Here is a 26,957-nt window from a genome sequence, read left to right on the forward strand (position 1 = left end):
GCGCCCCAGGTCATGCCGCGCGAATGCGGTCGCGCCCCTTGTTGACGATGGAGCGGGCTTCCGAGGCTATCATCGGTCGGCCGAAGTAATAGCCCTGGATCTTGGTGCAGCCCAGTTCGCGGATCAGCGCGGCCTGCTCTGCGTCCTCCACGCCCTCGGCGGTGGTGGTCATGTCAAGACTGCGCGCCATGGCGACGACGGCGCGGATGATGGCCAGGCTTTCCTGGCTCTCGTGGGAAGCGCCCTGGACGAAGCTGCGATCGACCTTGATCGTGGAGAAGCGCAGCGTGCGAAGGTAGCCGAGCGAGGAGTAGCCCGTGCCGAAATCGTCGAGCGCGATGGAGCAGCCCAGCGCCATGATCTCTTCCAGCGCCTGCCGGGCGATACGCCCGTCGCGCAGGAACACGCTCTCGGTCACTTCCACTTCCAGGCGATGCGCGGCGAGGCCGGTGTCGGCCAGCGCCCGAACCACGGTGGTGGCAAAATTGGGTTCGAGCAGCTGTTCACCCGAAACGTTCACCGCAACCTTGATGTCGTCGGGCCAGCGCGCCGCCTCGCGGCAAGCCTCGTACAGAACCCATTCGCCGATGGGGACGATCAGGCGGGTATCCTCGGCCAGCGGGATGAACTTGCCCGGACTGACGATGCCATGCTCCTCGCTGTTCCAGCGCAGCAGCGCCTCGAAGCTGACGACGTTCTCGGTACGGGCGTTCACCACCGGCTGGAAATTCAGTTCCAGCTCGTCTTTCCCGATGGCGCGGCGCAGCGACAGCTCCAGCTTGCGGCGTTCCTCCGCATCGGCGTGGAGCGAAGGCAGGTACCTGTAATGCGTGTTCCCGCCTTCGTCCTTCGCCCGGTAGAGGGCGAGGTCGGCGTTACGCATCAGCGTTTCCACCGAAGACCCGTCGCGCGGCCCCATGGCAGAGCCGACGCTGGCGCCGATGAACAGCGTGTGGTTGTCGATCACGTAGGGTTGCGACAACGCATCTATCACCGCATCGGCCAGGCGATCCACGCGGCCCTTGTCGCTTGCGTCGCGGATCACGACCGCGAACTCGTCGCCGCCCAGCCTGCCGCACTGCTCGTTTTCCGTGATGACGCCGGCAAGCCGCTTCGACACGTCGGCCAGCAGGCGGTCGCCAAGCTGGTGGCCGAGCGAATCGTTGACGGCCTTGAAGCGGTCGAGGTCGATCATCAGGAAGGCGCAGCGCGTCTTCCACTGGTCGGCATAGCGCATGGCTTCGCCGAGTGCTTCCGTCAGCATCAGGCGATTGGGCAGGCCGGTCAGCGTGTCGTAGCGGGCCAGGTAGGCGATTTTCTCGTCGCGGTCGCGCTGCTCGGTCACGTCCGAGCCGACGCCGCGAAATCCGATGTAGCTGCCGTTGTCGTCGTAAAGCGGCGTGCCGGACAATTCCCACCAGCGACGGCCCGCCTCCAGATAGACCTGGACCAGCAGGTTGGAGAAATGCTCTCGCCGTTTCAGCTTCTCGGCGAGCTCATGCAGGCTGCGGGGGAAATCCCCGCTTTCCCAGGAGGAACCCGCGATCAGCTTTATGAAGCTTTCACCCTCCAGCTCGTCCGGCGCACTGCCGAATGCGAAGGCGAAGCGCGGGGAGGCGGAGCGGATGCGGCGGTTGGTATCGACCTGCCAGAGCCAGTCGGATTCCTTCTCCTCGAATTCGCGCAGCAGGAGGGAGACAACCTCGTCCTTCTCGGCAACGCCCGCCTCGGCGATCTTGGCCGACAGGTAGGTGCGTGCGGAGCGCAGTCCGCCCGCGACAATCGTGAAGGTGTATGCTGCGGCCGCGATGGCGAAGAGGAAGTCGCCAGTCAGGATGAACGACGCGACGCCCGCCGCGCCCACGACCAGGTCGAACACCACGATGGCCACCGGCGCGCTGGCCATGGCCGCGGCGCTGCCGGCGATCAGCATGGCCGCGATCGCCCACAACGCGTAATGATCGGTCGTCGAGCCGAGCGGCACGAAGAACATCAGTGCCGCGACCCAGGGCAAGGTGCACAAGGCCACGCCCAGCGCCTGCCAGGTAAACTCGTTCCACTGCACGCCGCGCGCTTCGATATCGATGAACTTGTGATCGATCCGGGCAACGTTCCAGACCGCGGCCACGATACTGAGCAGCCAGACCGCCAGTACCCAGTGGGGCACGGAATCCATGTACAGCGCGACGGCCAGCATCGCGGCAAGACCATGCGCTGCGATACGGATTACGCAGACCTTGTGCAGCTCGGAATATTGCAGCGTGCGCAAGCGGGTCCAGTCGCCCTCCCCTGGGTCGCGCAAACCGATCACCTGCAAAATGCTCATCTGCAGAGGAAGTGTCGGCAATCCAGAGTGCTTGTCTTTCACTCCGTTGCCCTAGACCGCCAATGGTTATCGCGCGGTAAAATGGACGGCCTTCTAGGGAGTTAAGGCGCCGTTTACTCCACGGTAACGGATTTCGCCAGGTTGCGTGGCTGATCGACGTCCGTGCCCTTGGCCACGGCCACGTGATAGGCCAGCAACTGGACGGGCACGGCATAGACCAGCGGTGCGATCAGCGGATGAACCTTGGGCATCTCGATCACCGCCATGCAGCCCTCTCCCGCAGCCTCGATGCCCTTCCTGTCGGAGATAAGCACTACCTTGCCACCGCGCGCCTGCACTTCCTGCATGTTCGACACGGTCTTCTCGAACAGCGGACCACTGGGTGCCAGCACGATCACGGGTACGGAATCGTCGATCAGGGCGATCGGGCCGTGCTTCATTTCGCCGCTGGCATAGCCTTCGGCATGAATGTAGCTGATTTCCTTGAGTTTCAGGGCACCTTCGAGGGCGAGAGGAAAGTCCGCACCACGCCCAAGGTAAAGCACGTCACGCGCGGGCGCGATCAGGTGCGCCATGTCGGCAATTTCCTCGTCGTGGTCCAGCGCGGCGTTGAGGCAGGCCGGAGCTTCCATGAGGTGGCCGACGATGATCGCTTCCTCGCGGTGGTTCAGCAGACCCTTCTTCACCGCGAAATGAGCGGCCAGCGCGGCAAGCACGGCCAGCTGACAGGTGAAAGCCTTGGTGGAGGCGACGCCGATCTCCGGCCCCGCGTGCGTCGGCAGCAGCAGGTCAGCCTCGCGCGCCATCGAACTGGTGGGCACGTTTACAACGGCGGCGATAACCTGACCCTGTTCGCGGCAGTGGCGCAGGGCCGCAAGGGTATCGGCGGTCTCTCCGCTCTGGCTGATGAAGAGCGCAAGCCCGCCATCGGGCAACACCGGCTCGCGGTAGCGGAACTCGGACGCGTAATCGATGTCGACAGGAACGCGGGCGAACTGCTCGAACCAGTATTTCGCCACCATCCCGGCATAGTAGGACGTGCCGCAGGCGACGATGGTCACGCGGTCGATGGCCGAGATGTCGAAATCGATCTGCGGCAACGCCACGCGCTGCTCTCCGGGCCGCAGGTACGAACGCAGGGTTTGCGCCACGACCGTGGGCTGCTCGAAGATCTCCTTCTGCATGAAGTGGCGGTAGTTGCCCTTCTCGATCGCCGCCGCGGAGGCGCCCGACGTCCTGACCTCGCGCTCGACTTCGTTCCCGTCGCCGTCGCGGATGGTCGCGCCCTCGCGCGTGATCGTCACCCAGTCGCCTTCTTCGAGATAGGCGATCTCCTGGGTCAGCGGGGCCAGCGCAAGTGCGTCGGAGCCGAGGTACATCTCGTCCTCGCCATAGCCCACGACCAGAGGCGAACCCAGTCGCGCGCCGATCAGCATGTCGGGATGATCGCGGAAGGTGATTGCGAGCGCGAACGCGCCGCGCAGGCGCGGCAGCACGTTGGCCACGGCATCCTCGGGCGAGGTGCCCTCCTCGATCTGGCGCGAGATCAGCTGGACGACGACCTCGGTATCGGTCTCGCTCTCGAAAGTGCGGCCATCGGCGCGCAGTTCGTCGCGCAATTCCTTGAAATTCTCGATGATCCCGTTGTGGACCAGCGCCACGTGCTCGGTGGCATGGGGATGCGCGTTCTTCTCGGTCGGCGCGCCGTGGGTGGCCCAGCGAGTGTGGGCGATGCCCGTGTTGCCCGGTGCGGGATTTCTCGCCAGCTCTTCAACGAGGTTGTTGAGCTTCCCCTCGGCGCGGCGGCGCAACAGGGCGCCGTCGTGCGCCGTGCAGACCCCCGCGCTGTCGTAGCCGCGATATTCCATCCGCCGCAATCCATCGACGAGCCGCGCCGCCACGTCTCGCTGTCCAACGATTCCGATAATTCCGCACATGTTCGCGAGATTCCCCGATTTCTGTCCGGCGCATCAGGATGCGCCCCGATTTGTCAATTAGCGTGTAGAGCCGAGCCGCGTTCCCTGCCAAGCGCGGAGTGAACGCGCGATGGCTAGGCCGAATCGGCGAAAATTTTCGCTTCGGCCTCGAACGGCACCAACTTGCCTGGAGAAACGGTGGCGGCCTTGCCGTCCGCGTCAGGCTCGAAGCGGTAGAATGCCAGGAACTGGCGCGCAAAGCCTGGCGCCTCGATCTCGATCCGGACCGCGTCCTCCATCCCGTCTTCGGGCCGCGCCAACCGGACGCCGGAAACGATGCCGGCCGCCAGCAGCGCCCCCTTGTCCGCCTGCGCCCTCACCTCGTCATGGGTCAGCGAGAGAACTTCCTCGGGCGTCTTGTCGGTGCCGGGTTCGGCAAAGCGGACGAAGTTCATATCGCCGTCGGGATCGACGCAGGAAGCGAAGGGCAGCATGGGCATGCCCTCCGCGATCTGCTGGAACGCGAAATCGCGGGAAGCCTGCAGCAACAGGGCCAGTTGCTCGTCGGTAAAGGTGCGCTCAGCCATCGGTCTTCTTGCTCGCCGCCTTGCGCTTTTTCATCGTGTCGTGGAAGCGATCGGCCCATCCCGGCTTCACCATTTGGTCCGCCCGCACCATGCGGAGTTCGCCATCGGCGACATCGCGGCTGACCGCGCTGCCCGCTGCCACGATGGCGTCGGCCCCAATGCTGACGGGTGCGATCAGCGAGGAATTGGACCCGATGAATGCCCGCGGGCCGATGGTCGTCTGGTGCTTGAAATAGCCGTCGTAATTGCAGGTGATCGTCCCCGCGCCGACATTGGCCCCTGCCCCGACCGTGGCATCGCCAAGGTAGGTAAGGTGGTTGGCCTTGGCCCCTTCTCCCAGCGTCGCCTTCTTGATTTCCACGAAATTGCCCACCTTGCTGTTCGCTTCCAGCACGGTGCCGGGGCGCAGGCGCGCGTAGGGGCCGACTTCCACGCCCTCACCGACCTGCGCTCCTTCCAGATGGCTGAATGCCTTGATCGTGGCACCTGTCGCAATCGAGACGCCCGGGCCGAACACGACGTTCGGTTCCACCACGACGTCGGCGGCGATTTCGGTATCCCAGCTGAAGTGCACGGTATCGGGCGCACGAAGGGTGACGCCTTCGGCCATGGCCTCTTCACGGCGAAGCTCCTGCCACTGCGCCTCTGCCGCGGCCAGTTCGGCCCGGCTATTGATGCCGGCCACCTCGTCCGCGCTGTCGCAGGCCACGACGGCGCAGTTGCGCCCGTCGGCAATGGCGATGTTGACGATATCGGGCAGGTAGTATTCGCCCTGCGCGTTTGCGTTCCCGACGCGCTCGAGCAATGCAAAGAGGTCTTCCGACCGCGCCGCGAGCAGGCCGGAATTGCACATACGGCATGCACGCTCCTCCTCGGTGGCATCCTTGTATTCCACCATCTTCAGGATGCGGCCCTGCTGGGCGATCACCCTTCCGTAGCGAAGCGGATCATCCGGCTCGAACCCCAGTACCACGGCGGCGGGGGTATCCGCCGAGCGCAAGCGCTCGATCATGGAGCGCATGGTGCCGGCCTTCACGAAGGGCACGTCACCGTAAAGCACCAGCACGTCCCCATCGAAGTCGGCCAGCGCTTCCTGCGCCTGCTGAACCGCGTGGCCCGTCCCCTTCTGCGGGTCCTGCACCGCGAAGTCGACCTTATCGGCCAGCCGCTCCTGCAGCTGCTCGCGGAACTCGCCCACGATGGTGACCAGCTTGTGGGGGGCCAGCTGCTCCACGCTGGAGAGCAGGTGCTCTATCATCGGACGCCCGGCAATCTCGTGCAACACCTTGTGGCGGCTGCTCTTCATGCGGGTGCCCTTGCCCGCGGCAAGGATGATGGCGGCAATAGGTCTTTCACTCATGAAAGCGCCCATGCCATCAATTGATTGCAGTTTCCACATCGCTGCCCCACATGGCCCCGCGATGAGTGATTTTCCCTTCGATATCGTCCTTTTCGACCTCGATGGCACGCTGGTCGATTCCAATCTCGACCTCGGCCCCGCCATCAATCACGCACTCGCCCTCGAAGGGCGCCCCGCCCTGCCGCTGGCGGAGGTCCGCCAGCTGATCGGCGGCGGCGCGATTCCCATGCTGGAACGTGGGCTCGAACGCACCGGGGGATCCGTGTCGCAGGAACGCTTCGAGGAACTGAGCCAGGCGCTGCTGGAACATTACTGGGCGCATATCGCCGACAACACCGTGCCCTTTCCGGGCGTGCTGGGCGCGCTGGACCTGCTGGCATCGAAGGGCTGCAAGGTGGCGGTATGCACCAACAAGTCCGAAGAACCTGCGCGCCAGCTGATCGAGGCGCTGGGAATGACGGACCGCTTCTGCTCCATCCAGGGCGGTGACACGTTCGGGCGCGAAAAGGCCAAGCCGCAGCCCGACATGCTGCTCGCCGCGATCGAGGATTGCGGAGGGGGTCGCGCGGCCATGGTGGGTGATTCGACCTATGACGTGCGCGCCGCGCGCAATGCGGGAATCCCGGTGGTCACCTACCGTTACGGCTATCACGACGTTCCGGTGAACGAACTGGGCGGCGATGTGATGATCGACCACTTCGACGAACTCGTGGGCGTTCTGGAAGACCTGTGAGTCGGGTGGTCGGCTAGACCGCCCACTGAGAGATTCTAGGAATCGACCAGCTTCAGCAGTCGCCTCTCCACGGGCGCCAGCACGTTTGCCAGCTCGTGTCCGCGTTTCAGCACCTGACCCTGTTCGCCGAACAGCGCCCACATGCCCTGTTTCTGGTGCAGCGCGGGCCGCTTCTCCAGCCGCATCTGCGGAACCTCGGCCGTGCGTCGAAACGCTGCGAAGGTGGCGCAGTCGCGGGTGAAATCCATGGCGTAGTCACGCCATTCCCCAGCGGCGACCATCCGTCCGTAAAGGTCGAGTATGCGCATGAGTTCATGCCTGTCGAAGCCTATCTGTTCCGGGGCGCGCTGCCCGGGGAAGGCGACGATATTGGGCATGCCGTTCCTGGCTGCCATCAACCCTGTGCCCCGTGCTTGCGACCTTTTTGATCGTCGTCCGACGGATTGCCTGACGAATGCATGGCTGCGCGCATTTCGTCGAGCTGCTCCCGCAGCAGCTGAACCTCGGCTTCCAGCTGCTGTACCCGCTCGGTCGGTGCGGGTTCGCAAGGTTCATCGCACGGGGTGCCGTAGGGTATGAATTCGCGAATCCACGTTTCTGCGGGCACAAGCGTCGAGCGGGCCTTGAGGCCGATCATGGTCGCGCCTTCGGGCACATCGTCCGTGACCACGGCATTCGCGCCGACGCGGGCGCGCTCGCCCACCGTGATCGGCCCGATCACCTGCGCGCCGGACCCGATGATGACATTGTCCTTCAACGTCGGGTGACGCTTGCCGCCCTCGCCGTTGGTCGGATTCGTGCCCCCCAGCGTGACGCATTGATAGATGGTCACGTTGTCGCCGATTTCCGCAGTCTCACCGATGACGGTAAAGCCATGGTCGATAAAGAAATTCTTGCCGATTTTCGCACCGGGATGGATGTCTATCGCGGTCATCCAGCGCGACAGGTGGTTCACCAGCCGGGCAAGGAAATACATTTCCGCCTCGAACAGCCAGTGCGCGATCTTGTGCATGCCAAGAGCTAGCACGCCGGGATACAGGAGGATTTCCCAGCGGGAGCGCGGAGCGGGATCGCGCTCACGCACGGAGTCGAGATAGGCTACAAGTCGCTCGAACATCGTTGCTCCAATGTTCCACCAAAGTACGCTCAGATCAAGCGCGGCTCCTCCGGCCCGTGCACCTCCTCAAGGGCAGCGCGCCAGATACCCATGGTAGGTGGGGCCTTTCGCTCAAGAGACAAGCGGTCGATCGTCGCCACCAGCTTCTCCAATTCCTCCTGCGAACGCGAGGCGCGCGGAACGAGGTAATCCGCGGCATCCTCTCGCAGCATGAGGCCGCGTTCGCCGGCCAGCGACTGCAACAGATCCCGGGCCATTTCGTCGTCGGGCTGGCCGATCTCCAGCTGGAGCGAGCCGCCAAGCCGCGAACGCAAATCGGGGAGCGCAATGTTCCACGGCGGCTCACCACCCACGATCAGCAGGGCCGTTCCGCTTTCCTGGGCGCGGTTCCAGCGATGGAAGATCTCGTCTTCGGGCAGTTCCTGCGCGTCGTCGATGGCATCGCCCTTTCCGCTTTTCGCGAACCAGCTCGCCAGCAACGACTTGCCGGACCGGGGCGGCCCGGTGAGCACGGCCGTACGATAGGGCCAGGTTTCCGGGGACAGCATCGCCTCTGCGACGTGGGCGTTGGCATTGCCGATCACGATCCGTGCAGGCCCGCTTCCGCGAGCGGCAAGAGGAAGGGCGATCTGGCTCATGCGCCTATCCTAGCGCGAAATGCCGAGTGCGTTCTGCCCTTCGTTTACCGCCCACCCGCGCTGGCGCAGCAGGGCGGCCAGGGCGGAAAGATCCCCGGCGTAGGTCACGTCGAACACCGAAGCGCCGCCGATAGCCGTCGAGCGAACCGTTACCCGCGTGACGCCGGGCACGGCCCGCAGGGCCGAGAGAGCCCCGTCGAAATCGGAAGCAGCAGGGGTTGCCACCTGCACGCCGTAGCTGGCGCTGGGAACGGTGGTTTCCACCGGCTGCGATTCGCCGGTTCCGCCGGTGGTGACGTCGATTCCAATATCGTCCGCGCCGGCCTGGGCGGCCTGTTCCGCCTCCTCGGCCGCCCGTGCCTGCTCGAGCAGGGCGCGCACCTCGTCGCTGATCTCGATGTTGTCGAGCGTCAGCGTGGGGTCGGGGCGCAAGGTCCCGTCGGCAAGGGCCTCGGCATAAATCGCGTTGAAGCGCGCTACGGCACGGGTCAGCATCGCGGGCAGCTCGTCCGTGCTGTCGGCGCGCATGCTGAACTCGTCCAGGAAACGGTTGTCGGGGCCGTAGCGGGCGGTGAAGCGCCCCTCCACCGGGCCGCCGGGCCATTCCCAGCGCAGGTTGGCGATCGGCACGAGCACGTCGGCGGCACCGAACTGGTCGAGAATGTTGTTCCACCAGGCGCGGCTGCGGCGCCCGGTCTGGCCGTAGGTAAGCAGCAGCGATTCGCCGCCCGAGCCGGATGGCCGGACATAGTCGATGGTGCTGGAGCCGAACTGGTATTCCGCCCAGGCCCGCTGCCACGGATTGCGCACTTCGAACATGGTCTGCGTGCCACCCGAAATCATCACGGGAAGCGTCAGCATCGGGGCGGATCGCGCCCGCTCTCCGCTCGCTCCCAACAGGGCTCCTGCCCGCTGGCGATCGAAAATCACGCCGAGGCGGGCGATGTAGCGGCGCGGCCCGATGTTCTCTTCCTCCACCACGATGGCGGCAACCAGCGATTCGAGCCGCGAATCGGGTATCTCGGGTCCTTCCAGCCGCTCCCACGCAAGCCGCTGGGCCTCGCGCCAGCCCTCGGCGCGCGCCTCTTCGGCGCTGTCGCCACGCACGTCCACCTCGATCCCATCGACGGTGATATCGCTGCTGCTGGCTACCGGCGCGATGCCGCGCTCGCCCGAAACCTGCGCCATAAGCGCCACTGCGGCGACAGCGGCCAATACCACGAGCAAGCCTGCTGCGATGGCGGCGGGCAGGCGGTCTGGAAAGTGCCGGGAAAGGGGAAAAGCGATGTTCATCGGGGAATTTGGGGGTCTTTTGCCCAAAGGCGAGTGGAATTCCAAGCCCGAAAGACTATGGCAGGGGCATGAGTTCCAATACGCCCTCCTACACATATGAACAGGCCGGAGTTTCGATCGACGCGGGCAACCGCCTCGTAAAGGCTATCGGCCCCCTGGTGAAAGCAACCATGCGCCCCGGCGCCGACGGAGAGATCGGAGGCTTCGGCGGCTTCTTCGATCCGAAGGCAGCAGGTTACAAGGACCCGCTGCTGGTTGCCGGCAACGATGGCGTCGGCACCAAGCTGAAGCTGGCGATCGAGACGGACCGTCACGACACCGTCGGGATAGATCTTGTCGCCATGTGCGTGAACGACCTGATCGTTCAGGGGGCTGAGCCGCTCTTTTTCCTCGACTATTTCGCCACCGGAAAGCTGGAAAACGGCATCGCCGAGCGCGTGATCGCGGGCATCGCCGACGGCTGCAAGCAGGCGGGCTGTGCGCTGATCGGCGGTGAGACCGCGGAAATGCCCGGCATGTATGCCGAAGGCGATTACGACCTGGCAGGCTTCTGCGTGGGCGCTGTCGAGCGCGGCGAGCAGCTGACCGGGGAGCGCGTGGCCCCCGGCCACGTCTTGCTCGGCCTGGCCAGTTCGGGTGTCCATTCCAACGGCTTCTCGCTGGTGCGGCGTCTGGCCGCGGACAAAGGCTGGAAGCTGGATCGCCCCGCCCTGTTCGATCAGGACCAGCTGCTGATCGACGCACTGATCGCGCCGACCCGGATTTACGTGAAAAGCCTTCTGCCCGTCGTCCGGGCTGGCCATGTCGATGCGCTGGCGCACATCACCGGCGGCGGTCTGCTGGAAAACCTTCCCCGCGTCCTGCCCCAGAGCGCGCGCGCCGTCGTGGATGCCGACAGCTGGGACCAGCCGCGACTCATGGCCTTCCTGCAGGCGCAGGGGAATATCGAACCCGGCGAGATGGCGCGCACGTTCAACTGCGGCGTGGGCATGGTGCTGGCCGTTACGCCGGACAAGGTGGATACCGTCACTGCCGCGCTTTCCGAAGCGGGCGAAGACGTATTCCGCATCGGCGTGATCGAGAAAGGCCAGCGCGGTTGCACGGTCAAGGGATCGGCGGGCACCTGGTCGGCCAAGGCGGATTGGGTTGCCGATCACGATGCCTGAACAGGCAACGGACAAAAAGGCGAAGATCGCCTGCCTGCTGTCAGGCAACGGCACGACCATGTCGGCCCTGCTGTTCCAGTCGCGTCTGCCCGGCTGCCCTTACGAGATCGTTCTTGTCGCGAGCAACAATCCCGAAGCGCCCGGCCTCAAGATCGCCGCGGCAGAAGGGATCGCCACCTTCAGCCACGATCACCGCGGGATGGATCGCCGCGCGCACGAGGAAATCATGGACGCGGCCCTGCGCGAAAGCGGCGCTGAGTACCTGGCGCTGTGCGGTTACATGCGCATCCTCACTGCCGATTTCGTGCAGGGCTGGGAAGGCCGGATGGTCAACACGCACCCTTCGCTGCTGCCCAAGTACAAGGGGCTCGACACCCACAAGCGCGCCATCGAGGCGGGCGAGCGGTTCGGTGGCTGCTCGGTCCACATCGTCACGCCGGAACTCGATGGCGGTCCGCTGCTGGGGCAGGTGCCCGTCGCCATCCTGCCCAACGACACGCCCGAGAGCCTTGCCCATCGGGTGATCCTTGCCGAATACCAGCTCTACCCTCGCATGGTTGCCGACTATGTCGGGCGGCACTACCGCGCCGACTGGCTGCTGGAGAAGGTGCGCGAACTTGCCCTCGCCCTGCCGGAGGCGGAAGAACGCGAGAGCCACGGTGCGCCCGGCTGGCGCAGCGGAGGCAAGAGCGGCAAGTACTTCGCCTACTTCCAGGATCAGCATCACGGCAGCGATCATGTCGCCGTGCTGGTGAAGACAGGCGGTGCCGACGAACTGGCAGGCCTCGTCGAAACCGCGCCGGAGACCTATTTCAAGCCCGCCTATTACGGTGCCAGCGGATGGGTCGGGATCGTTCTCAACCGGCCGGGCGTTGATTGGGACCATGTGGCTGAATGGCTTGAGAGAAGCTGGCGCGCCGTCGCCCCAAAACGCCTTGCCGGGTTACGAAGCGCCGCGGACGAATTCTGACGCATGACGCTGCCGCCCCGCCCGCATCCCTGCGCCCGCTCCTCCCGCGTCGATCGTGTGAACGGATGGCTGGAGGCCGTCTGGAACAAGGGGCTGTGCGACCGGCCCTCGCTCGATCCCGATGCACTGTGGGCCAAGGCCCTGCGCGATGCCCCCGCGATAGGCGAACGCGGCCCCCGCAGCGATGCGGACATGGCCGATTTCCGGCTGCGCCTGGAAATCCTCGCCGATTCGCTTGCTGAGGAGGCGAGGCTCAATCCGCTGGGCCTGACGATGGCGCACGGGCAACTGGTGCGCGTGGTGCGCCAGCGGCTGGAACTGGGCGCGCTTTGGCAGCTGGAACCGGAGATCCTGGAAACCCCGCTCGCCCCGCCGATCATCGTGGTCGGCCACATGCGGTCGGGAACCACTCGCGTCCATCGGCTGCTAGCATCGGACCCGGCGCTTGCCGCCACGCGCTTCTGCGATAGCTGGCATCCCGTACCGCGATCTCCCGACACGCGGCCAGCCTGGTCTACACTGTCGCTCGTCTTTGCGCGGGCGCTCAATCCGTGGCTCGACGCCATCCACCCCTTCGGTGTCACCCGCCCCGACGAGGAACTGGGATGGCTTGCCACCGCGCTGGATCACTGCGCCTACGAGGCGCAGTGGCGCATCCCGACTTTCACCGCATTCAGCGAGGCGCGCGATCCCGCGCCAGTCTATCGCGAATTTGCCAGGATGCTGCGGACCGATGCCAGCTGGCACGAGAACGCCGATCGCCCGCGCGTGCTGAAAGTTCCGCAATTTGCCGAGGACCTGCCCGCCCTGCTGGCCGAATTCCCCGATGCGCGCGTGGTGATGACCAGCCGCTGCCGGAATGAAACCGCAGCAAGCGCGGCCTCGCTGGTGGCCAACCAGATGGCGATGCAGTCGGATGACGTGGACTTCGGCTGGATCGAGGGCGAAGTCACGCGCAAGATCGCGCTGCGCCAGGATCGCATGGAAGCGGCCCTCGCCGACTTCGCTGGACCGCTGGCGGTGGTGGAGTTCGAGCAGCTGAACGCCGATTGGGAAGCCGAAACAGCGCGAATCTATGCTGAGCTTGACCTGCCGCTGTCCGACGAAGCGCTGGCGACGATGCGCGCGGAACAGGGCCGCGCCCACCGGTCACCGCACAAGGCACATGGCCAGCAGCTGCGAAATTTCAGCGAAACAACGGCCTAGGCGGCGCGTCGGGCCTCACCCGGACGCATTCGCCTGGATGTTGACTTGCAGCTCCTGCGTTTCCTTCGAAAGGATGCGGGCCAGTGGCAGGGCTTCCGCCCCATAACTTTGCCAGTGGGCAATCTTGCCGTCGGCCACCCTGGCCCGCCAGAGGGAATCGGTCGCCAGTTGCGGATTGTTTGCCCTCACGGCACCGCGAACCAGCACTTCGTCGCCGCGCAGCACGATATCGTGCTCGGTCAGGTGAAAATCGGTCTCGAAATCGAAGAAGGCGCGCGTCGCCGCCATGGCGCTTTCGCGCCCCTCAATCGATCCTCCCGAACTGTCCACCAGTCGGCAATTGTAGGCCAGCAAGGCATCAATGGCTTCGGCGTCGCGCGCGTTCAGCGCTGCGATATAGCGTTTCACGACGGCGATCGACCTGGATTTGTGTGATGCGAAAATAATCACGCCCCAATGCTTCCGATTACGGCAGCGAATTCATTTTCTGCTGAAGTATCGGTGCGAACAGGGCCGTTATCATGGTGCTGCGAGTCGCACCTAATCACAACTCAGACACTGTCGGCGCGCTGGATCATCCTGATCATCGATGGCGTCAGCGCAGCGCTATAGGATTGCCATTCCAGCATGTGGGTTCGCGTGGCCCTCGCTCTCCACTGTGAGGCGCTGCCGATTTCCGGGGTGGTGTTGCGCGACGCACCGGAAATGAGGATGTCGTCGCCGCGTTCGACGATGCTCTTGGCCCTGAGTTGGTATTCGGGCGCGATTTCCGCCACCCTTTTCAACAGGGAGAGACATTCCGCGCGGCCGGTAAGAACCTTGTCGGCGTTGTCGATTATCTTGAAATTGTCGTCTAGGAGGCTTTCGACGGTGTCGAAATCGCGCGCATTCATCGCATCGATGAAGCGCCTCACCGTTTGCGCAGGCGATTTCCTTTTCCACCCCTTCAACAACAGATTTCTCCCGACGTCGCGCGCGAAAAAACACGCGAGTCGCCGGAAAAAATTCCGCGAAAACAGAAAATCCCCCTACGACCGATGCTGAATATATCATCGGTCGAGGGGGATTCAAAAACGTTTGTTAAGACGCCGAAGCTTGATCAGCCGACGATTTCGTCTTCATCGAAGAAGAAATCGATCTCGATCTTGGCGTTCTCTTCGCTGTCGGACCCGTGGACGGAATTCGCCTCGATGCTCTCGGCGTAGGTCTTGCGGATCGTGCCTTCGTCTGCGTCTGCCGGATTGGTTGCGCCCATCACCTTGCGATTGCGCGCCACGGCATCCTCGCCTTCCAGAACCTGCACGACGACGGGGCCGCTGGTCATGAAGGATACCAGGTCGCCGAAGAAGGGGCGTTCCTTGTGCACGGCGTAGAAGCCTTCCGCCTGTTCCTGCGTCATCTGGATGCGCTTGGAAGCGACGACGCGCAGGCCGGCGTCTTCCAGCATCTTGGTCACGGCGCCGGTCAGGTTGCGACGCGTGGCGTCGGGCTTGATGATGGAAAAGGTGCGGGTAACCGCCATGGGAATTTCCTTTGCGAGAAGCTTGTTGCGTTGTGGAGATTTCGCGCGCGCCCTAGCGCCCCCGCAGGCGCAGGGCAAGACGGCTTGCGCCGCATGCAACCGGCGTGCCGCCCTTCAGGGGGTGATCAGTTGATGTCCTGACCCACGACGAGCTGGCCCGTCGTCCCCTCGCCCGAGGATGACGCGTTGAAGCTGAAGGTGCCGCCCTCGTCGCTCTCGCCGGCGATCATCAGGTTGCCGTTGGAATTCATCTCCATGCCGATCTCGATCCCCGCGGCCTCGGCCTGTCGGCGGTAGAAGGTCACCATCTGCTCGGGCGAGGAATCGCTCTGCATGATGACGAGCGAGCCCTGCCCGTCGGGCTGGTTCATCGTGGTGGTGGAGACCACCTGGGCATCGGGATAGATCGAGAAGCCATCGGGCAGGTCGACCTCGACGTCGGAGCCCGAATTGATGACCAGGCCTTCCCCGTTCTCGCCGGAGAAGCGTATCTCGGAATCACCGCCGCTGTTGTCTATGTCGTAATCGACCGTGGTGCCGTCTTCGGTTTCATAGGAGCCCTCGTCGGGCCCGCCGCAAGCGGCAAGCAGGATGGCTGCAACGGATGCTGCGGTGATATTGCGCATGAAGGGCCCCTTGCTGGATGGCCCGACTGTCCGTGCAGATGGGCCGGGCGTCAAGGCCCCTCGACCCAGCGCCCGTCCTGCTGCTTCCAGAACCTGCGCTCGAACCCCTCGCGGTCCTCCAGCGCTTTCCACGTCTTGCGAGCACCGTCGATGGTCTGCTGGTCGAACAGGTAAAGAAGGCGTTCGATGCCCTCGCGCGGCTCGCGCCACAAGCCGTCGGCGATCAGCATGAAGCTTGCGCCGTTTGCCGGTTCGACATCGTTGGAAAGGAGGATCGGCTGCACCGCGTCGTGCTCGTCCCCGGCGATCCCGTTGGCGAGAAACGCCTCGGGAGCGGTTTCCCACAGGGTCCGGCTCGTCTCCTCGAGCAGCGCCAGGTCATCCGCCACCACCAGCAGTCGCTGCCCCGCCTGCCGCACCTTGCCGGCCAAAAGGGCCACGGTGGAGGGCACCGTATCGGATGAAAGGAGGTAGAAATCCACTCTCATGGTCGTGCCTCGCCCATTGCCGGACTAGGTAAGGCCATCGCTCTTCCCCTTCGACCTGCGGCAGCGCTCGGAACAGTAGCGGACGTTGTCCCAGTCACGTTCCCACTTTTTGCGCCAGGTGAAAGGCAGGCCGCAGGCGGCGCATGTCTTGGACGGCAAGTCCGACTTGCGCCGCATCCGGGCCATGCCCGACACCTATCCCTTCACGGTGTTGCGAATGAAGCGATCAAGCAGGCGCACGCCGTAGCCGGTCGCGCCCTTGTCCCACGTGGCACCGGGCTTGTCCGCCCAGACCATCCCGGCAACGTCCAGATGCGCCCAGGGCGTCTCGTTCTCGATGAAGCGGCCCAGGAACTGTGCGGCGGTGATCGACCCGGCATAGCGCCCGCCGATGTTCTTCATGTCGGCAATCGGGCTGTCGAGCAGCTTGTCGTACTCGGGTGCCAGCGGGAAGCGCCACAGCTTGTCGCCGCTCTGCTTGCCGGCGTGGAGAAGGTCGTCTGCCAGTTCGTCGTTATTGGAAAAGACGCCGGCGTGTTCGTTGCCCAGCGCGATCAGCATCGCGCCCGTGAGCGTGGCGAGATCGACGATCCGGGCGGGCTTGAATTCCTTCTGCACCCAGGTCAGCGCATCGCACAGCACCAGCCGGCCCTCGGCATCGGTGTTGAGCACCTCGATCGTCTGGCCCGACATCGAGGTGACCACGTCGCCGGGACGCATCGCCTTGCCATCGGGCATGTTCTCCACAAGGCCGCATACGCCGATCACGTTGGCCTTCGCATTGCGCAGGGCCAACGCCAGCATCGCGCCCGCCACGGCGCCCGCACCGCCCATGTCCCATTTCATGTCTTCCATGCCGGGGCCTGGTTTCAGCGAGATGCCGCCGGTATCGAACGTCACGCCCTTGCCGACGAAGGCGACAGGCGCATCGCCGCTCTTGCCGCCCATCCACTTGATCGCCAGCAGGCGGGACGGACGCTCCGAGCCGAGACCCACGCCCAGCAGCGCGCCCATTCCCAGCGTTTCCATTTCGGCGTCGTCCAGCACCACCAGCTCCGCGCCGGTGCCTTCGAAGCGCTTGCGGCAACGCTCCACGAAGCTTTCCGGGTAGATGATGTTGGCCGGTTCGGCGACGAGTTCGCGGGTGAATTCAACGCCCTTGGCAACGGCCTGGGCGTCTTCCCATTCCGCCGGGGCCCCTTCCGGCGCACCGAGGACCACGATGCTGGTCAGCGTACGCTTCTGTTCGTCGCGCAGCTTCGTGCGGTATTGGTCCCAGCGCCAGGCACGCAGCCGCGCGCCCATCAGCACCGCGGCCGTCTCTTCCGCGTCGAGGCCGCTGGCGGCCGCATCGATCGCCAGGGACTTCTCGCCGCTGGTCAGGAATTTCGCGGTCAGAGCCGCACCCGCCTTTTCCAGCGCGGCGTGCCTGCCTTCCTTGTCCTTCTTTCCGGCACCGGCCAGCGCAAGGCGCACCAGTTTGCCGTCATGTTCCGCAAAGCCATCGAACACCTGACCCGGCTTTCCCGTGAAGCGCGTCGCGTCCGCCCCTTCGCGGATCGTTCGGGGCAGGTCGTCGGGCAAGCTGTCCTGATTGATGATGCGAGCGACGATGCGCGGTGAGTCCGAGCCGGGCTGATTGCGGAATTCGATGTCCATTGGGGGGGCTGCTCCTGCAGGTTTGTCCGTGTCGACCGCTCGGTTCGTCGCCGTGCGGCAAAGCTTGCGTTGCGATTAGGAGCGCGTGGTGCAATAGGCAAGCCATGCTCCCCGGCCTGCTTCCCGCATTGCCAGCCCATTCGCTAAGGCTGTCCGCTGCAGGCATCGCCTCCGCGCTGGTACTGCTTGCGGCCCATCCGGCCTATGCGCAGCAAGGCGCTGCACCGGGAGTGGAGACGGCGATAGAGCCCGTCCAGACCCCCGAACCCGGCGACGACGAGGAACAGGGTTTCCCCCTCATCGACGATTCCATCCTGTCGACGCAGGACGCCGATGGAACGCCGCGCGAGATCGCCTTCGAGGCGAACGAACTGCGTTACGACCAGAACACCGACACCATCACGGCCGCAGGCAATGTCCTGCTGCGATCGGGCGATCAGTCCGTGCGCGCGGAGGCGGTTACATGGAAACGCATGACGGGGGAAATCGTCGCCACCGGCAACATCCGGCTGGTGGATGAGAACGGCAACCAGCTGTTCACCGACAGACTGGTGCTGACCGACGAACTGGAAGCGGGCGCGATGGACAACCTGCTGCTCGCCTTCCGCCAGGGCGGCAGGCTGGCGGCGGAACAGGCCACGAGGGCAGAGGGCGGCGACATCGAGCTGACCCGCGCGGTCTATTCCTCGTGCGCGGTCATCGACGCGCAAGGCTGCGACAAGAGCCCCAGCTGGCGCGTGACGGCAGAGCGCGTCTATTACGATCAGGACACGGCCCGCATCCGCTTTCGCAATGCCTACCTGGAACTGTTCGGCGCGCGGGTACTGCCGCTGCCCGGCCTCACCGTGCGCGCCGACGGCGGACCCAGTTCGGGCTTCTTCATTCCCGATATCGGCCTCACCGCCTCCAACGGCATCGAGATTACCGACAGCTACTACTGGCGCATTGCCGACAACCGCGACCTGACCCTTTCCGGCTATCTCTATACCGAGGCCGCGCCGATGGTTTCGGCGCAGTACCGCCACCTGACCGGCAACGGCGCGTTCCAGGTGACGGGCTATGCGACCTACAGCAGCCGCATACCTCTGAATTCCCTGCAGGCGACCGAGGAAAACGACTTTCGCGGCTACCTGTTCACCAACGGGCAGTTCCAGCTCAGCGAGCACTGGCGCGCGCAGGGCTCCATCCGCCTCGCCAGCGACCGCACGTTCCTGCGCCGCTACGACATCAGCCGGGAAGATCGCATCCGTTCGGTGGTGGAACTGACGCGGCAGGACGAGAACTCCTATGTATCCATCGCCGGCTGGGCGACCCAGGCGCTGCTGGTAAGTACCGACCAGGGGGAGGTTCCGCTCGCCCTGCCGCTGATCGACGCGCGCTACCGGATGGAAGACCCCGTGCTGGGCGGCACGCTCGAACTGCAGGCCAACACGCTGGCGATCACCCGTGCCGAGGGCCAGGATACGCAGCGCGCCTTCGCCCGCGCGCGCTGGGACCTGCGCCGCATCACGCCGCTCGGACAGGAAGTGACCCTGACCGGCCTCGTGCGCGGCGACGTGTACCATTCGGATGAAAACCTGCTGACCAACACGGCCATCTATCGCGGCGAGGAAGGCTGGCAGACCCGGGGCGTGGCCACGGCCGCGATCGACGTGAAGTGGCCCTTGATCGGCGAATTCATGGGCGGCTCGCAGATCCTCACTCCTCGGGTGCAGATCGTTGCCACGCCCGACGTCCGCAACCTGGACATCCCCAACGAGGACGCGCGGGCCATCGACCTCGAGGACTCCAACCTCTTCGCGTTGAACCGCTTCCCGGGATACGACCGGGTGGAGGACGGCGTTCGCGTGACCTACGGGCTGGACTGGCAGGCGACGTTCCCCGGATGGCGGCTGGAGACGACCGTCGGCCAATCCTACCGTCTGAACGACGCCTTCGAACTGTTCCCCAACGGTACCGGGCTGAACGAACAGTTTTCGGATTTCGTCGGGCGCACCCAGGTGCGGTATCGCGATTTCCTGAAGTTCACCCACCGCTTCCGCCTCGACAAGGATAACCTCGCAGTGCGCCGCAACGAGGTGGATGCGACCGTGGGCAGCGACCGCACCTATGTCGAAGTCGGCTACCTGCAGTTGAACCGCGACGTCGATTTCACGCTGGAAGACCTGCAGGATCGCGAGGAAATCCGCCTGGCGGGCCGCGTCGCCTTTGCCCGGCACTGGTCGGTCTTCGGTTCGGCGGTGGTCAACCTGACGGATCGCGCGGAAGACCCGACTTTCGAGGCCGACGGCTTCGAACCGCTGCGCACGCGCCTTGGCATTGCCTATGCCGACGATTGCCTGGAGTTCGGCTTCACTTGGCGGCGCGATTACATCCAGCTTGCGGACGCCCAGTCCGGCAGCAGCTTCCGCATCTATTTCAACCTGCGCAACCTGGGCTTCAACTAGTCTTTCCCCTGCCGGATTGGCAGCGCGCGCGCATTTGGCTAGGAGGGGCCGGCTCAGGTGGGGTTAAGCCATGATTTGCAATTGCCCGGCCCTCTTAAGGGCGCTTTTCCCTGCGCTATAGAAAAGACAAGGTAACAACGTGATCGTGTTTGCGACCAAGATGCTGAAATATTCCGCCGCTGCCATCGGTGCCATGGTGATGGCCGGCAGCGCGCAGGCCCAGGGCTTGCAGGTGCAGGGCTCCGACGCCTTCAACCTGCCCGACGACATTTCCTTCATAGTCGAACGGGCCGATCCGAACGTGCGCCGCGCAACGGCGCGGGTGAACGGCAACATCATCACCGGCACTGACGTCGATCACCGTGTCGCCCTGATTCTCTCCTCGCAGGAACAGGAAATCCCCGAAGAGGAAATCCAGCGCCTGCGCCTGCAGGTTCTCCGCAACCTGATCGACGAGACGCTGCAGGTCCAGGAAGCCGCCGCGCAGGAAATGGCCGTGACTTCGGAAGAGGTAGACGCCGCCTACGAACGCTTCGCCCGCGAGGGGCGCGGCATGACGTCGGAGGAGCTGGACGCCTACCTGCGTTCCATCGGCTCTTCCCCGCGCTCCATCAAGCGGCAGATCCAGGGCGAACTGGCCTGGGACCGCCTGCTGCGACGCAACGTGCAGCCCTTCGTCAACGTCTCGGAAGGCGAGGTGAACGAACTCTACGACCGCCTGCAGGCCTCGCGCGGGACGACCGAGTATCGCCTCGGCGAAATTTTCCTGTCTGCGAACCCGGCCAACCGCGAGCAGGTGCTGAGCAACGCCAACCAGATCATCGAACAGCTGCGCGCCGGCGGCAGCTTCGTGGCCTATGCCCGTCAGTATTCGGAGGCATCCAGCGCCATCGTCGGTGGCGACCTTGGCTGGATTCGCCTGGAGCAGCTGCAGCAGCCCACCCTGGAAGCCGCGGCTCAGCAGATGATGCCCGGCCAGCTGGTCGGCCCGCTGGAAATTCCCGGTGGCTATTCGATCCTGCTGATGATCGACCAGCGCCAGATCGGCATGGCTGATCCGCGCGACGCGGTACTCAGCCTGAAGCAGATCAGCATGGATATTCCCGCCGATTTGACGCAGGCGGAAGCCGAAGAGCGCGGCACGTCCTTCGTCGAATCCGTGCAGTCGCTGAACGGTTGCGGTGACGCGAACATGCGCGCCGCCACCATCGGCGCAACCACGGTCGACAACGAGCTGACCGTTCGCCAGTTGCCCGAAGCCCTGCAATCCGCCCTGCTGCAGCTCAGCGTCGGTCAGTCCAGCCCGCCTTTCGGTGAGCTGGTGCCCGGCGGCAACCTGCGCGTCCTGATGCTGTGCGGCCGCGACGATCCGCAGGAGACGCAAGGCCCCAGCACCGACCAGATCATGGCCCAGCTGGAAGACGAGCGCGTCAACCGCCGCGCCCAGCGCTACCTGCGCGACCTTCGTCGTGACGCGGTGATCGAATACAATTGATCCGTATGACCGGGACCCCGCCGCTTGCCGTTTCGATCGGCGACCCGGCGGGGGTCGGTCCGGAAATCATCCTCGAAGCGTGGTCCCGCTGCGACGAGTTGCGCCTGCCGCCGTTCGTCCTGTGCGGCGGCGCGGCTGCCTTGCATGAAGCCGCGCGCAGGCATGGCATCGCCTTCCCTGACGACCTCGTAGTCGCGGTCGATCCCGATGCCGGTTACACGCCCGGAAAGCCCACGCGCGATGGCGCGGCGATGGCCAGGGCGGCGCTGGCAAAGGCGCTCGACATGGCGCGCAGCGGAGAAGCATCGGGCGTCGTAACAGGCCCCGTCGCGAAGTCCGCGATCCACGAGGTCGACGAGAGTTTCGTGGGCCAGACCGAGTTCTGCGCCGACGCCTGCGGCTCCGCGCGAGAGGATGCGGTCATGATGCTGGCGGGCCCTTCGCTGCGCACCGTTCCCATGACGGTCCACTGCGCGCTGGCGGACGTTCCCGGGCGAGTGACCCAGGATCTAATCGTGCGGCGCGTCCGCATAGTCGCCCGCGCCATGCATACCGATTTCGGAATTGCCAGGCCGCGCCTCGCCATCGCCGGGCTGAACCCCCATGCAGGTGAGGACGGGCGCATGGGCCGCGAGGAAATCGAGACGATCGCCCCTGCCATTGCCGCCTTGCGGGCGGAGGGTATCGACGCCACCGGCCCGCATCCGGCCGACACCCTGTTCGCGCCGCACCGGCGCGCCACCTACGACGTGGCGATTGCCATGTACCACGACCAGGCGCTGATCCCGTTGAAGGCGCTCGATTTCGACGAGGGCGTGAACGTCACCCTTGGCCTGCCGCTGGTTCGCACTTCGCCCGATCACGGTACCGCCTTCGATATCGCGGGACAGGGCGTGGCTCGCCCCCAGGCGATGATCGCCGCGATCCGCATGGCCGGCGAGATTGCCGCACGCCGGGCGGCGCTGGCGTGAGCCTGCCGCCGCTGCGCGAGGTCATCGCCGCGCATGGCCTTTCCGCCAGCAAGGCGCTGGGCCAGAATTTCCTGCTGGACGGGCAACTGCTCGACCGCATCGCCGCCATCCCCGGCGACCTGCAAGACAAGGCCGTGCTGGAAATCGGCCCCGGACCGGGCGGGCTGACCCGCGCCCTGCTGCGCGCCGGTGCCCGCGTGACCGCCATCGAACGGGACAGCCGCTGCATCCCGGCGCTCGCCGAATTGCAGCAGGCCTTTCCCGGCCAGTTGCGGGTGGTGGAGGACGATGCCCTGGCGCTGAATCACGCGGAGCTGATGGGCGAGCCGTTCGCCGTGCTGGCCAACCTGCCCTACAATATCGGCACGCTGCTGTTCACGCGGTGGATGGGCGGCGGGAAGTGGCCGCCCGAGTGGACCAGCCTGACCCTGATGTTCCAGCAGGAGGTGGCCCAGCGCATCGTCGCCAGGCCGGACACGAGTGCCTATGGCCGCCTCGCCGTGCTGGCGCAGTGGCGTGCGGAGGCGAAGCTGGCAATGAAGGTGCACCGCAGCGCCTTCACCCCGCCGCCCAAGGTGATGAGCGCCGTGGCCCACATCACTCCGCGCGAGGCACCCGAGGGCATATCGGCGAGAGTGCTCGAACGACTGACCGAGGCTGCCTTCGGTCAGCGGCGCAAGATGCTGCGGCAGAGCGTGAAGGGCCTGCCCGGCGCGCTGGATGCCCTGGCCGCCTGCGACATCGATACCACCCGCCGCGCCGAAACGCTCAGCGTCGCGGAATTCGTTGCCGTCGCCCGCGCAATGTCGGCCAGCGGTTAGTCCGGCTTCGGGCCCGGTTGCATTGCGCGGCTGGGCGCGTAATGCGGTTCGCGATGCAACCACTTACCCAGACCGAACGCGACCTCGTCGCGCCAATCGACCAGCAGCGCATGCTCGCCCGTACGCAGGAGTGGGCGGCGATCAATTCGGGCACCGGCAACCTGGAAGGTCTCGCCCGGATGGCAGAAGCCCTCTCGCAAGCCTTCGCCGAACTGCCCGGAGAGGTGACGCTGCACGATCCGGCTCCGGTGCGCGTGGTGGATGCCGAAGGTCGCGAAGTCGAGAAGCCCCATGGCCGTCATCTAGTCTGTTCGATTCGGCCCGATGCGCAGCGACGCTTCCTGCTGACCGGGCACATGGACACCGTCTTCCCCGCAGACCACCCCTTCCAGGACCTGACATGGCTGGACGACGAGGTGCTGAACGGCCCCGGCACGGCAGACATGAAGGGCGGCATCGCCGTTATCGTAGAGGCACTGCTGGCGCTGGAGACCTCCTCGGCGGCGGCAGGCATCGGCTACGACGTGATGATCAACGCGGACGAGGAAACGGGATCGCTCTCCTCCGCGGCATTGATCGACCGACTGGCGCGCGGCAAGTTCGCCGCGCTCACCTACGAGCCGAGCGCCCTGCCCGACGGCACGCTGGCCCATGCGCGCGGGGGCAGCGGCAACTATTCGCTCACCTTCACGGGTCGATCCGCCCACGCCGGGCGCAACCCGCAGGACGGGCGCAACGCGATTGTCGCCGCTGCCGACTGCGCGGTACGGCTGAAGGCGATGCAGCACGGCGACCTGCCGATCAACCCGGCGAAGATCGACGGCGGCGCGGCCAACAACGTCGTGCCCGACCATGCCGTGCTGCGTTTCAATATTCGCCCCAAGACCACCGAGGCGGCGGAGGAATTCGCCACCGGATTGCAGGCTCTGGTGGATGACCTTGCAGCCGAGCACGATCTCGCCATCGCTGTCCACGGCGGCATCTCCCGCCCGCCCAAGCCGGTGGACGAGCGAGCGCAGAAACTGTTCGACCTCGTGCGCGATACCGGCGCGGCGCTGGGTCAGAAGATCGACTGGCAGAGCAGCGGCGGCGTGTGCGACGGCAACAACATCGCCGCCAACCACGTGCCGGTGGTGGATACGATGGGCGTGCGCGGCGGGAAGATCCACTCGCCCGACGAATTCATGATCGCCCCGTCGCTCACCGAACGGGCCCAGCTCTCGGCCATCGTGCTTCATCGCCTCGCTACCGGAGACGCGCTGTGAGCTTCGTGATCCGTCCGGCCGCCCCAGACGACCTGCAGCACCTCTATGAAATGGCGAAGCTCACCGGCGGCGGCTTCACCAACCTGCCGCCCGATCGCAACTCGCTGACCGGCAAGCTGGAAGGATCCGAAGCGGCCTTCCTGCGCGAAGGGTCCGACATCGTTGGCGAGACCTTCGTGCTGGTGCTGGAAAATACCAAGACCAGGGACGTGCGCGGCACGTGCCAGCTGTTCACTGCCGTCGGCCATCAGTACCCCTTCTATTCCTACCGCATCAACACGCTGACGCAGTATTCCCGCGAGCTGGACCGGACGGTGACGGCAGAGCTGCTGAGCCTCGTCAACGACCTTGGCGGCACCAGCGAGGTGGGCGGCCTGTTCCTCCACCCGGGCGAACGCGCGGGCGGTCTGGGCCTGTTGCTGGCGCGCAGCCGCTACCTGTTCATCGCCGCGCACCGCCACCGCTTCGGCAATCGCATCCTGGCGGAGCTGCGCGGCATCATCGACGAGCGCGGCGGCTCACCCTTCTGGGACGCCATCGGCGGCAGGTTCTTCGGCATGAGCTTTCAGGAAGCGGACGAGTTCAACGCCATCCACGGCAACCAGTTCATCGCCGACCTGATGCCCAAGCACCCGGTTTACATCGCCATGCTGGACGAGGAAGCGAAGAAGGTGATCGGCCTGCCCCACCCCAGCGGCCGCGCGGCCATGCGCATGTTGGAGAACGAGGGGTTCTCCTACCAAGGCTATGTCGACATCTTCGATGGTGGCCCCACTATGCTGGCCGATACCGACAAGGTGAAAAGCATTGCCGAAGCCCATCACGGAGAGGTGGTGGAAGAAACGCTGGAGAAAGGCGAGAAGGCCCTGATCGCGGCCGGCCAGTTCAAGGATTTCCGTTGCTGCTACGGGGCGCGGGACGTGCGCGGCGACGGCATTGCCATCGACGCCCAGGCAGCCGAGTTGCTGCGCGTCGGCAAGGGCGACAGGGTGTGGAGCATTGCGCGATGAACCTTCAGGAAATCAATTTCGACGGCATCGTCGGCCCCAGTCACAACTACGCCGGCCTCAGCCTGGGCAACCTTGCGGCGACGAAGAACGCCGGCGAAACCAGTTATCCGCGCGCGGCCGCGTTGCAGGGGCTGGCCAAGATGAAGGCGAATATGGCGATGGGACTGGCGCAGGGTTTCCTGTTGCCCCTGCCCCGCCCCGATACCGGCTGGCTGGATGCGCTGGCGGCGGACGAGAATACCGATCCCGCACTGGTGGCGGGGGCATGGTCTGCCAGTTCGATGTGGACGGCCAACGCCGCCACCGTCTCTCCCGCGCCCGATACTGCGGACGGAAAGTGCCACCTGACGGTCGCCAACCTCGTCACCATGCCGCATCGCAGCCACGAATGGCCCGATACGCTGGCACAGCTGCGGCTGGCCTTCGCCGATAGCGCGCACTTTGCCGTCCACGAGCCCGTTCCGCCGTGCTTCGGTGACGAAGGCGCGGCAAATCACATGCGCTTTGCGGGAAGCCACGGCGAGCCGGGGCTGGAAGTGTTCGTCTACGGCAGGCCGGGCGGCCGCTTTCCCGCACGCCAGCACGAAGAGGCCAGCCGCATCGTCGCGCGCCGCCACGGGCTCAACGCGGAGCGCGCGCTGTTCGTGGAGCAGAACCCGGATGCGATCGAAGCGGGAGCCTTTCACAACGACGTGGTCGCCGTGGCGAACGAGAGCGTGCTGTTCACCCACGAGCTGGCCTTTGCCGATCCGCAGGGCACCTACGATGCCATCGCCGCCCGCTGCCCGGGTGCCCAGGTGGTGGAAGTGCCTGCCGACCGGGTGAGCCTGGACGATGCGATCACGTCCTACCTGTTCAACGCGCAGCTGCTCACCCCGCCCTCCGGCGAGATGACGCTGGTCGTGCCCGAGGAATGCCGAGACAACACCAACGTGTGGAACTGGTTGCAGGACATGCTGGCGGGCAACGGCCCCATTCGCCACGTCAATGTGGTGGACGTGCGCCAGTCGATGGCCAACGGCGGTGGTCCAGCGTGCCTGCGCCTGCGGGTCGTGGCCGACCCCGCGACGGTGGACCCGCGCTTCATGCTGGACGAAGCGAAGGCGGCTAGGCTGGAGTCGGTAGTGGCGGAATACTGGCCCGAAAGCATCGCCCCCGCGCAGGTGGGGAACGAGGCGCTGGCTGAAAAGGTTCGAGCCGCGCGCGGCAAGTTGCTGGAAACCCTGGAGATCACCGAACTGGGCTGAATCAGCCGTCCGGGTGTCGGTTTGCCTTACACTCACGGCTGCCTTAACCATGAAAACGGCGGAACTACGTGCTTGGCACGGTAGTTGCGACGAC

At 65.3% G+C, this 26,957-nt stretch carries 26 protein-coding genes; 11 read left to right on the forward strand and 15 right to left on the reverse strand.

The genetic code is table 11. The features are described 5' to 3' along the window. Positions 1-10: 10 nt before the first annotated feature. The 4 genes from AAA989_RS01690 to glmU form a co-directional block, all read right to left on the reverse strand. A complete protein-coding gene (locus AAA989_RS01690; protein WP_338240709.1) occupies positions 11-2,326 on the reverse strand; it encodes a putative bifunctional diguanylate cyclase/phosphodiesterase in 2,316 nt (771 codons plus the stop codon). 113 nt (positions 2,327-2,439) lie between these two features. Next, positions 2,440-4,263, reverse strand: coding sequence for a glutamine--fructose-6-phosphate transaminase (isomerizing) (gene glmS, locus AAA989_RS01695; protein ID WP_338240712.1), 1,824 nt, complete (start codon positions 4,261-4,263; stop codon positions 2,440-2,442). A gap of 113 nt (positions 4,264-4,376) precedes the next feature. Then, positions 4,377-4,829, reverse strand: coding sequence for a hypothetical protein (locus tag AAA989_RS01700; RefSeq protein WP_338240714.1), 453 nt, complete (start codon positions 4,827-4,829; stop codon positions 4,377-4,379). After that, complete coding sequence (glmU, locus tag AAA989_RS01705; protein WP_338240715.1) at positions 4,822-6,189, reverse strand: bifunctional UDP-N-acetylglucosamine diphosphorylase/glucosamine-1-phosphate N-acetyltransferase GlmU; 1,368 nt, start codon at positions 6,187-6,189, stop codon at positions 4,822-4,824. Before glmU ends, AAA989_RS01700 begins: the two co-directional genes overlap by 8 nt. 61 nt (positions 6,190-6,250) lie before the next feature. Between glmU and AAA989_RS01710 the strand changes: the two genes are divergently transcribed. Continuing rightward, positions 6,251-6,922, forward strand: coding sequence for an HAD-IA family hydrolase (locus tag AAA989_RS01710; protein ID WP_338240716.1), 672 nt, complete (start codon positions 6,251-6,253; stop codon positions 6,920-6,922). Positions 6,923-6,957: 35 nt separating this feature from the next. Here the strand turns inward: AAA989_RS01710 and AAA989_RS01715 are convergent, their stop codons facing one another. The 4 genes from AAA989_RS01715 to AAA989_RS01730 are packed head-to-tail and all read right to left on the reverse strand — an operon-like array spanning position 6,958 to position 9,970. Beyond that, a complete protein-coding gene (locus AAA989_RS01715) occupies positions 6,958-7,299 on the reverse strand; it encodes a DUF2794 domain-containing protein (protein WP_338240718.1) in 342 nt (113 codons plus the stop codon). Positions 7,300-7,316: 17 nt separating this feature from the next. Then, a complete protein-coding gene (epsC, locus tag AAA989_RS01720) occupies positions 7,317-8,039 on the reverse strand; it encodes a serine O-acetyltransferase EpsC (RefSeq protein ID WP_338240720.1) in 723 nt (240 codons plus the stop codon). Between the two features lie 29 nt (positions 8,040-8,068). After that, a complete protein-coding gene (locus AAA989_RS01725; protein ID WP_338240723.1) occupies positions 8,069-8,677 on the reverse strand; it encodes an HdaA/DnaA family protein in 609 nt (202 codons plus the stop codon). 9 nt (positions 8,678-8,686) lie between these two features. Further along, positions 8,687-9,970 (reverse strand): heavy-metal-associated domain-containing protein, encoded by a 1,284-nt coding sequence (locus tag AAA989_RS01730; RefSeq protein WP_338240726.1) that lies wholly within the window; start codon positions 9,968-9,970, stop codon positions 8,687-8,689. A gap of 68 nt (positions 9,971-10,038) precedes the next feature. On the opposite strand from AAA989_RS01730, the gene purM reads away from it, so the two are divergent. From purM to AAA989_RS01745, 3 genes are read left to right on the forward strand one after another with little or no spacing between them, the layout of a single operon-like run. Further along, a complete protein-coding gene (purM, locus tag AAA989_RS01735; RefSeq protein ID WP_338240728.1) occupies positions 10,039-11,136 on the forward strand; it encodes a phosphoribosylformylglycinamidine cyclo-ligase in 1,098 nt (365 codons plus the stop codon). Then, positions 11,129-12,106: a phosphoribosylglycinamide formyltransferase gene (gene purN / locus AAA989_RS01740; RefSeq protein WP_338240730.1), complete on the forward strand. Its 978-nt coding sequence runs from the start codon at positions 11,129-11,131 to the stop codon at positions 12,104-12,106. The genes purM and purN overlap by 8 nt, the downstream gene beginning before the upstream one ends. A 3-nt stretch (positions 12,107-12,109) precedes the next feature. Next, a complete protein-coding gene (locus AAA989_RS01745) occupies positions 12,110-13,312 on the forward strand; it encodes a sulfotransferase family protein (protein WP_338240731.1) in 1,203 nt (400 codons plus the stop codon). 15 nt (positions 13,313-13,327) lie between these two features. On the opposite strand, the gene AAA989_RS01750 is transcribed toward AAA989_RS01745, so the two are convergent. The 7 genes from AAA989_RS01750 to AAA989_RS01780 all read right to left on the reverse strand — a co-directional run bounded on the left by AAA989_RS01750 (position 13,328) and on the right by AAA989_RS01780 (position 17,607). After that, positions 13,328-13,720: a nuclear transport factor 2 family protein gene (locus tag AAA989_RS01750; RefSeq protein ID WP_338240734.1), complete on the reverse strand. Its 393-nt coding sequence runs from the start codon at positions 13,718-13,720 to the stop codon at positions 13,328-13,330. A gap of 143 nt (positions 13,721-13,863) precedes the next feature. Further along, on the reverse strand, positions 13,864-14,226 hold the full coding sequence (locus tag AAA989_RS01755; RefSeq protein ID WP_338240736.1) for a nuclear transport factor 2 family protein: 363 nt from the start codon (positions 14,224-14,226) through the stop codon (positions 13,864-13,866). Positions 14,227-14,411: 185 nt separating this feature from the next. Beyond that, positions 14,412-14,834, reverse strand: a complete 423-nt coding sequence (gene ndk / locus AAA989_RS01760) for a nucleoside-diphosphate kinase (protein ID WP_338240738.1) — start codon at positions 14,832-14,834, stop codon at positions 14,412-14,414. 125 nt (positions 14,835-14,959) lie between these two features. Continuing rightward, positions 14,960-15,460 carry a hypothetical protein gene (locus AAA989_RS01765; protein ID WP_338240740.1) on the reverse strand — a complete coding sequence of 167 codons (501 nt, stop codon included), beginning with the start codon at positions 15,458-15,460 and terminating at the stop codon, positions 14,960-14,962. A gap of 50 nt (positions 15,461-15,510) precedes the next feature. Then, the gene (locus AAA989_RS01770; RefSeq protein ID WP_338240742.1) at positions 15,511-15,948 is read right to left on the reverse strand and encodes a DNA polymerase III subunit chi; all 438 of its coding nucleotides are present in this window, start codon (positions 15,946-15,948) and stop codon (positions 15,511-15,513) included. 24 nt (positions 15,949-15,972) lie between these two features. Then, on the reverse strand, positions 15,973-16,134 hold the full coding sequence (locus AAA989_RS01775) for a DUF2256 domain-containing protein (protein WP_338240743.1): 162 nt from the start codon (positions 16,132-16,134) through the stop codon (positions 15,973-15,975). A 9-nt stretch (positions 16,135-16,143) separates the two neighbouring features. Further along, the gene (locus tag AAA989_RS01780; protein ID WP_338240745.1) at positions 16,144-17,607 is read right to left on the reverse strand and encodes a leucyl aminopeptidase; all 1,464 of its coding nucleotides are present in this window, start codon (positions 17,605-17,607) and stop codon (positions 16,144-16,146) included. Positions 17,608-17,711: 104 nt separating this feature from the next. Here AAA989_RS01780 and AAA989_RS01785 point away from each other — a divergent pair, with 104 nt between their 5' ends. The 7 genes from AAA989_RS01785 to AAA989_RS01815 all read left to right on the forward strand — a co-directional run bounded on the left by AAA989_RS01785 (position 17,712) and on the right by AAA989_RS01815 (position 26,863). Further along, the gene (locus tag AAA989_RS01785) at positions 17,712-20,054 is read left to right on the forward strand and encodes an LPS-assembly protein LptD (protein WP_338240747.1); all 2,343 of its coding nucleotides are present in this window, start codon (positions 17,712-17,714) and stop codon (positions 20,052-20,054) included. 160 nt (positions 20,055-20,214) lie between these two features. Continuing rightward, complete coding sequence (locus AAA989_RS01790; RefSeq protein WP_434781432.1) at positions 20,215-21,549, forward strand: peptidylprolyl isomerase; 1,335 nt, start codon at positions 20,215-20,217, stop codon at positions 21,547-21,549. Positions 21,550-21,554: 5 nt separating this feature from the next. Further along, on the forward strand, positions 21,555-22,520 hold the full coding sequence (gene pdxA / locus AAA989_RS01795; RefSeq protein ID WP_338240749.1) for a 4-hydroxythreonine-4-phosphate dehydrogenase PdxA: 966 nt from the start codon (positions 21,555-21,557) through the stop codon (positions 22,518-22,520). Continuing rightward, a complete protein-coding gene (gene rsmA, locus AAA989_RS01800; protein WP_338240751.1) occupies positions 22,517-23,341 on the forward strand; it encodes a 16S rRNA (adenine(1518)-N(6)/adenine(1519)-N(6))-dimethyltransferase RsmA in 825 nt (274 codons plus the stop codon). Before pdxA ends, rsmA begins: the two co-directional genes overlap by 4 nt. 53 nt (positions 23,342-23,394) lie before the next feature. Next, positions 23,395-24,606 (forward strand): hydrolase, encoded by a 1,212-nt coding sequence (locus tag AAA989_RS01805; RefSeq protein ID WP_338240752.1) that lies wholly within the window; start codon positions 23,395-23,397, stop codon positions 24,604-24,606. Further along, entirely contained in the window at positions 24,603-25,616 is a 1,014-nt protein-coding gene (locus AAA989_RS01810) for an arginine N-succinyltransferase (RefSeq protein ID WP_338240753.1), read from the forward strand. Before AAA989_RS01805 ends, AAA989_RS01810 begins: the two co-directional genes overlap by 4 nt. Further along, positions 25,613-26,863, forward strand: a complete 1,251-nt coding sequence (locus AAA989_RS01815; protein ID WP_338240754.1) for an N-succinylarginine dihydrolase — start codon at positions 25,613-25,615, stop codon at positions 26,861-26,863. The genes AAA989_RS01810 and AAA989_RS01815 overlap by 4 nt, the downstream gene beginning before the upstream one ends. Positions 26,864-26,957: the final 94 nt, after the last annotated feature.

This window comes from Aurantiacibacter hainanensis (genome assembly GCF_036321025.1).
Taxonomy (GTDB): domain Bacteria; phylum Pseudomonadota; class Alphaproteobacteria; order Sphingomonadales; family Sphingomonadaceae; genus Alteraurantiacibacter; species Alteraurantiacibacter hainanensis.

What these genes read in the sequence shown, in the direction of transcription:
- AAA989_RS01690 (WP_338240709.1), bottom strand. Translation starts at nt 2,326, where the DNA reads ATGAGCATTTTGCAGGTGATCGGTTTGCGCGACCCAGGGGAGGGCGAC.
- glmS (WP_338240712.1), bottom strand. Translation starts at nt 4,263, where the DNA reads ATGTGCGGAATTATCGGAATCGTTGGACAGCGAGACGTGGCGGCGCGG.
- AAA989_RS01700 (WP_338240714.1), bottom strand. Translation starts at nt 4,829, where the DNA reads ATGGCTGAGCGCACCTTTACCGACGAGCAACTGGCCCTGTTGCTGCAG.
- glmU (WP_338240715.1), bottom strand. Translation starts at nt 6,189, where the DNA reads ATGAGTGAAAGACCTATTGCCGCCATCATCCTTGCCGCGGGCAAGGGC.
- AAA989_RS01710 (WP_338240716.1), top strand. Translation starts at nt 6,251, where the DNA reads ATGAGTGATTTTCCCTTCGATATCGTCCTTTTCGACCTCGATGGCACG.
- AAA989_RS01715 (WP_338240718.1), bottom strand. Translation starts at nt 7,299, where the DNA reads ATGCCCAATATCGTCGCCTTCCCCGGGCAGCGCGCCCCGGAACAGATA.
- epsC (WP_338240720.1), bottom strand. Translation starts at nt 8,039, where the DNA reads ATGTTCGAGCGACTTGTAGCCTATCTCGACTCCGTGCGTGAGCGCGAT.
- AAA989_RS01725 (WP_338240723.1), bottom strand. Translation starts at nt 8,677, where the DNA reads ATGAGCCAGATCGCCCTTCCTCTTGCCGCTCGCGGAAGCGGGCCTGCA.
- AAA989_RS01730 (WP_338240726.1), bottom strand. Translation starts at nt 9,970, where the DNA reads ATGAACATCGCTTTTCCCCTTTCCCGGCACTTTCCAGACCGCCTGCCC.
- purM (WP_338240728.1), top strand. Translation starts at nt 10,039, where the DNA reads ATGAGTTCCAATACGCCCTCCTACACATATGAACAGGCCGGAGTTTCG.
- purN (WP_338240730.1), top strand. Translation starts at nt 11,129, where the DNA reads ATGCCTGAACAGGCAACGGACAAAAAGGCGAAGATCGCCTGCCTGCTG.
- AAA989_RS01745 (WP_338240731.1), top strand. Translation starts at nt 12,110, where the DNA reads ATGACGCTGCCGCCCCGCCCGCATCCCTGCGCCCGCTCCTCCCGCGTC.
- ndk (WP_338240738.1), bottom strand. Translation starts at nt 14,834, where the DNA reads ATGGCGGTTACCCGCACCTTTTCCATCATCAAGCCCGACGCCACGCGT.
- AAA989_RS01765 (WP_338240740.1), bottom strand. Translation starts at nt 15,460, where the DNA reads ATGCGCAATATCACCGCAGCATCCGTTGCAGCCATCCTGCTTGCCGCT.
- AAA989_RS01770 (WP_338240742.1), bottom strand. Translation starts at nt 15,948, where the DNA reads ATGAGAGTGGATTTCTACCTCCTTTCATCCGATACGGTGCCCTCCACC.
- AAA989_RS01775 (WP_338240743.1), bottom strand. Translation starts at nt 16,134, where the DNA reads ATGGCCCGGATGCGGCGCAAGTCGGACTTGCCGTCCAAGACATGCGCC.
- AAA989_RS01780 (WP_338240745.1), bottom strand. Translation starts at nt 17,607, where the DNA reads ATGGACATCGAATTCCGCAATCAGCCCGGCTCGGACTCACCGCGCATC.
- AAA989_RS01785 (WP_338240747.1), top strand. Translation starts at nt 17,712, where the DNA reads ATGCTCCCCGGCCTGCTTCCCGCATTGCCAGCCCATTCGCTAAGGCTG.
- AAA989_RS01790 (WP_434781432.1), top strand. Translation starts at nt 20,215, where the DNA reads ATGCTGAAATATTCCGCCGCTGCCATCGGTGCCATGGTGATGGCCGGC.
- pdxA (WP_338240749.1), top strand. Translation starts at nt 21,555, where the DNA reads ATGACCGGGACCCCGCCGCTTGCCGTTTCGATCGGCGACCCGGCGGGG.
- AAA989_RS01805 (WP_338240752.1), top strand. Translation starts at nt 23,395, where the DNA reads ATGCAACCACTTACCCAGACCGAACGCGACCTCGTCGCGCCAATCGAC.
- AAA989_RS01815 (WP_338240754.1), top strand. Translation starts at nt 25,613, where the DNA reads ATGAACCTTCAGGAAATCAATTTCGACGGCATCGTCGGCCCCAGTCAC.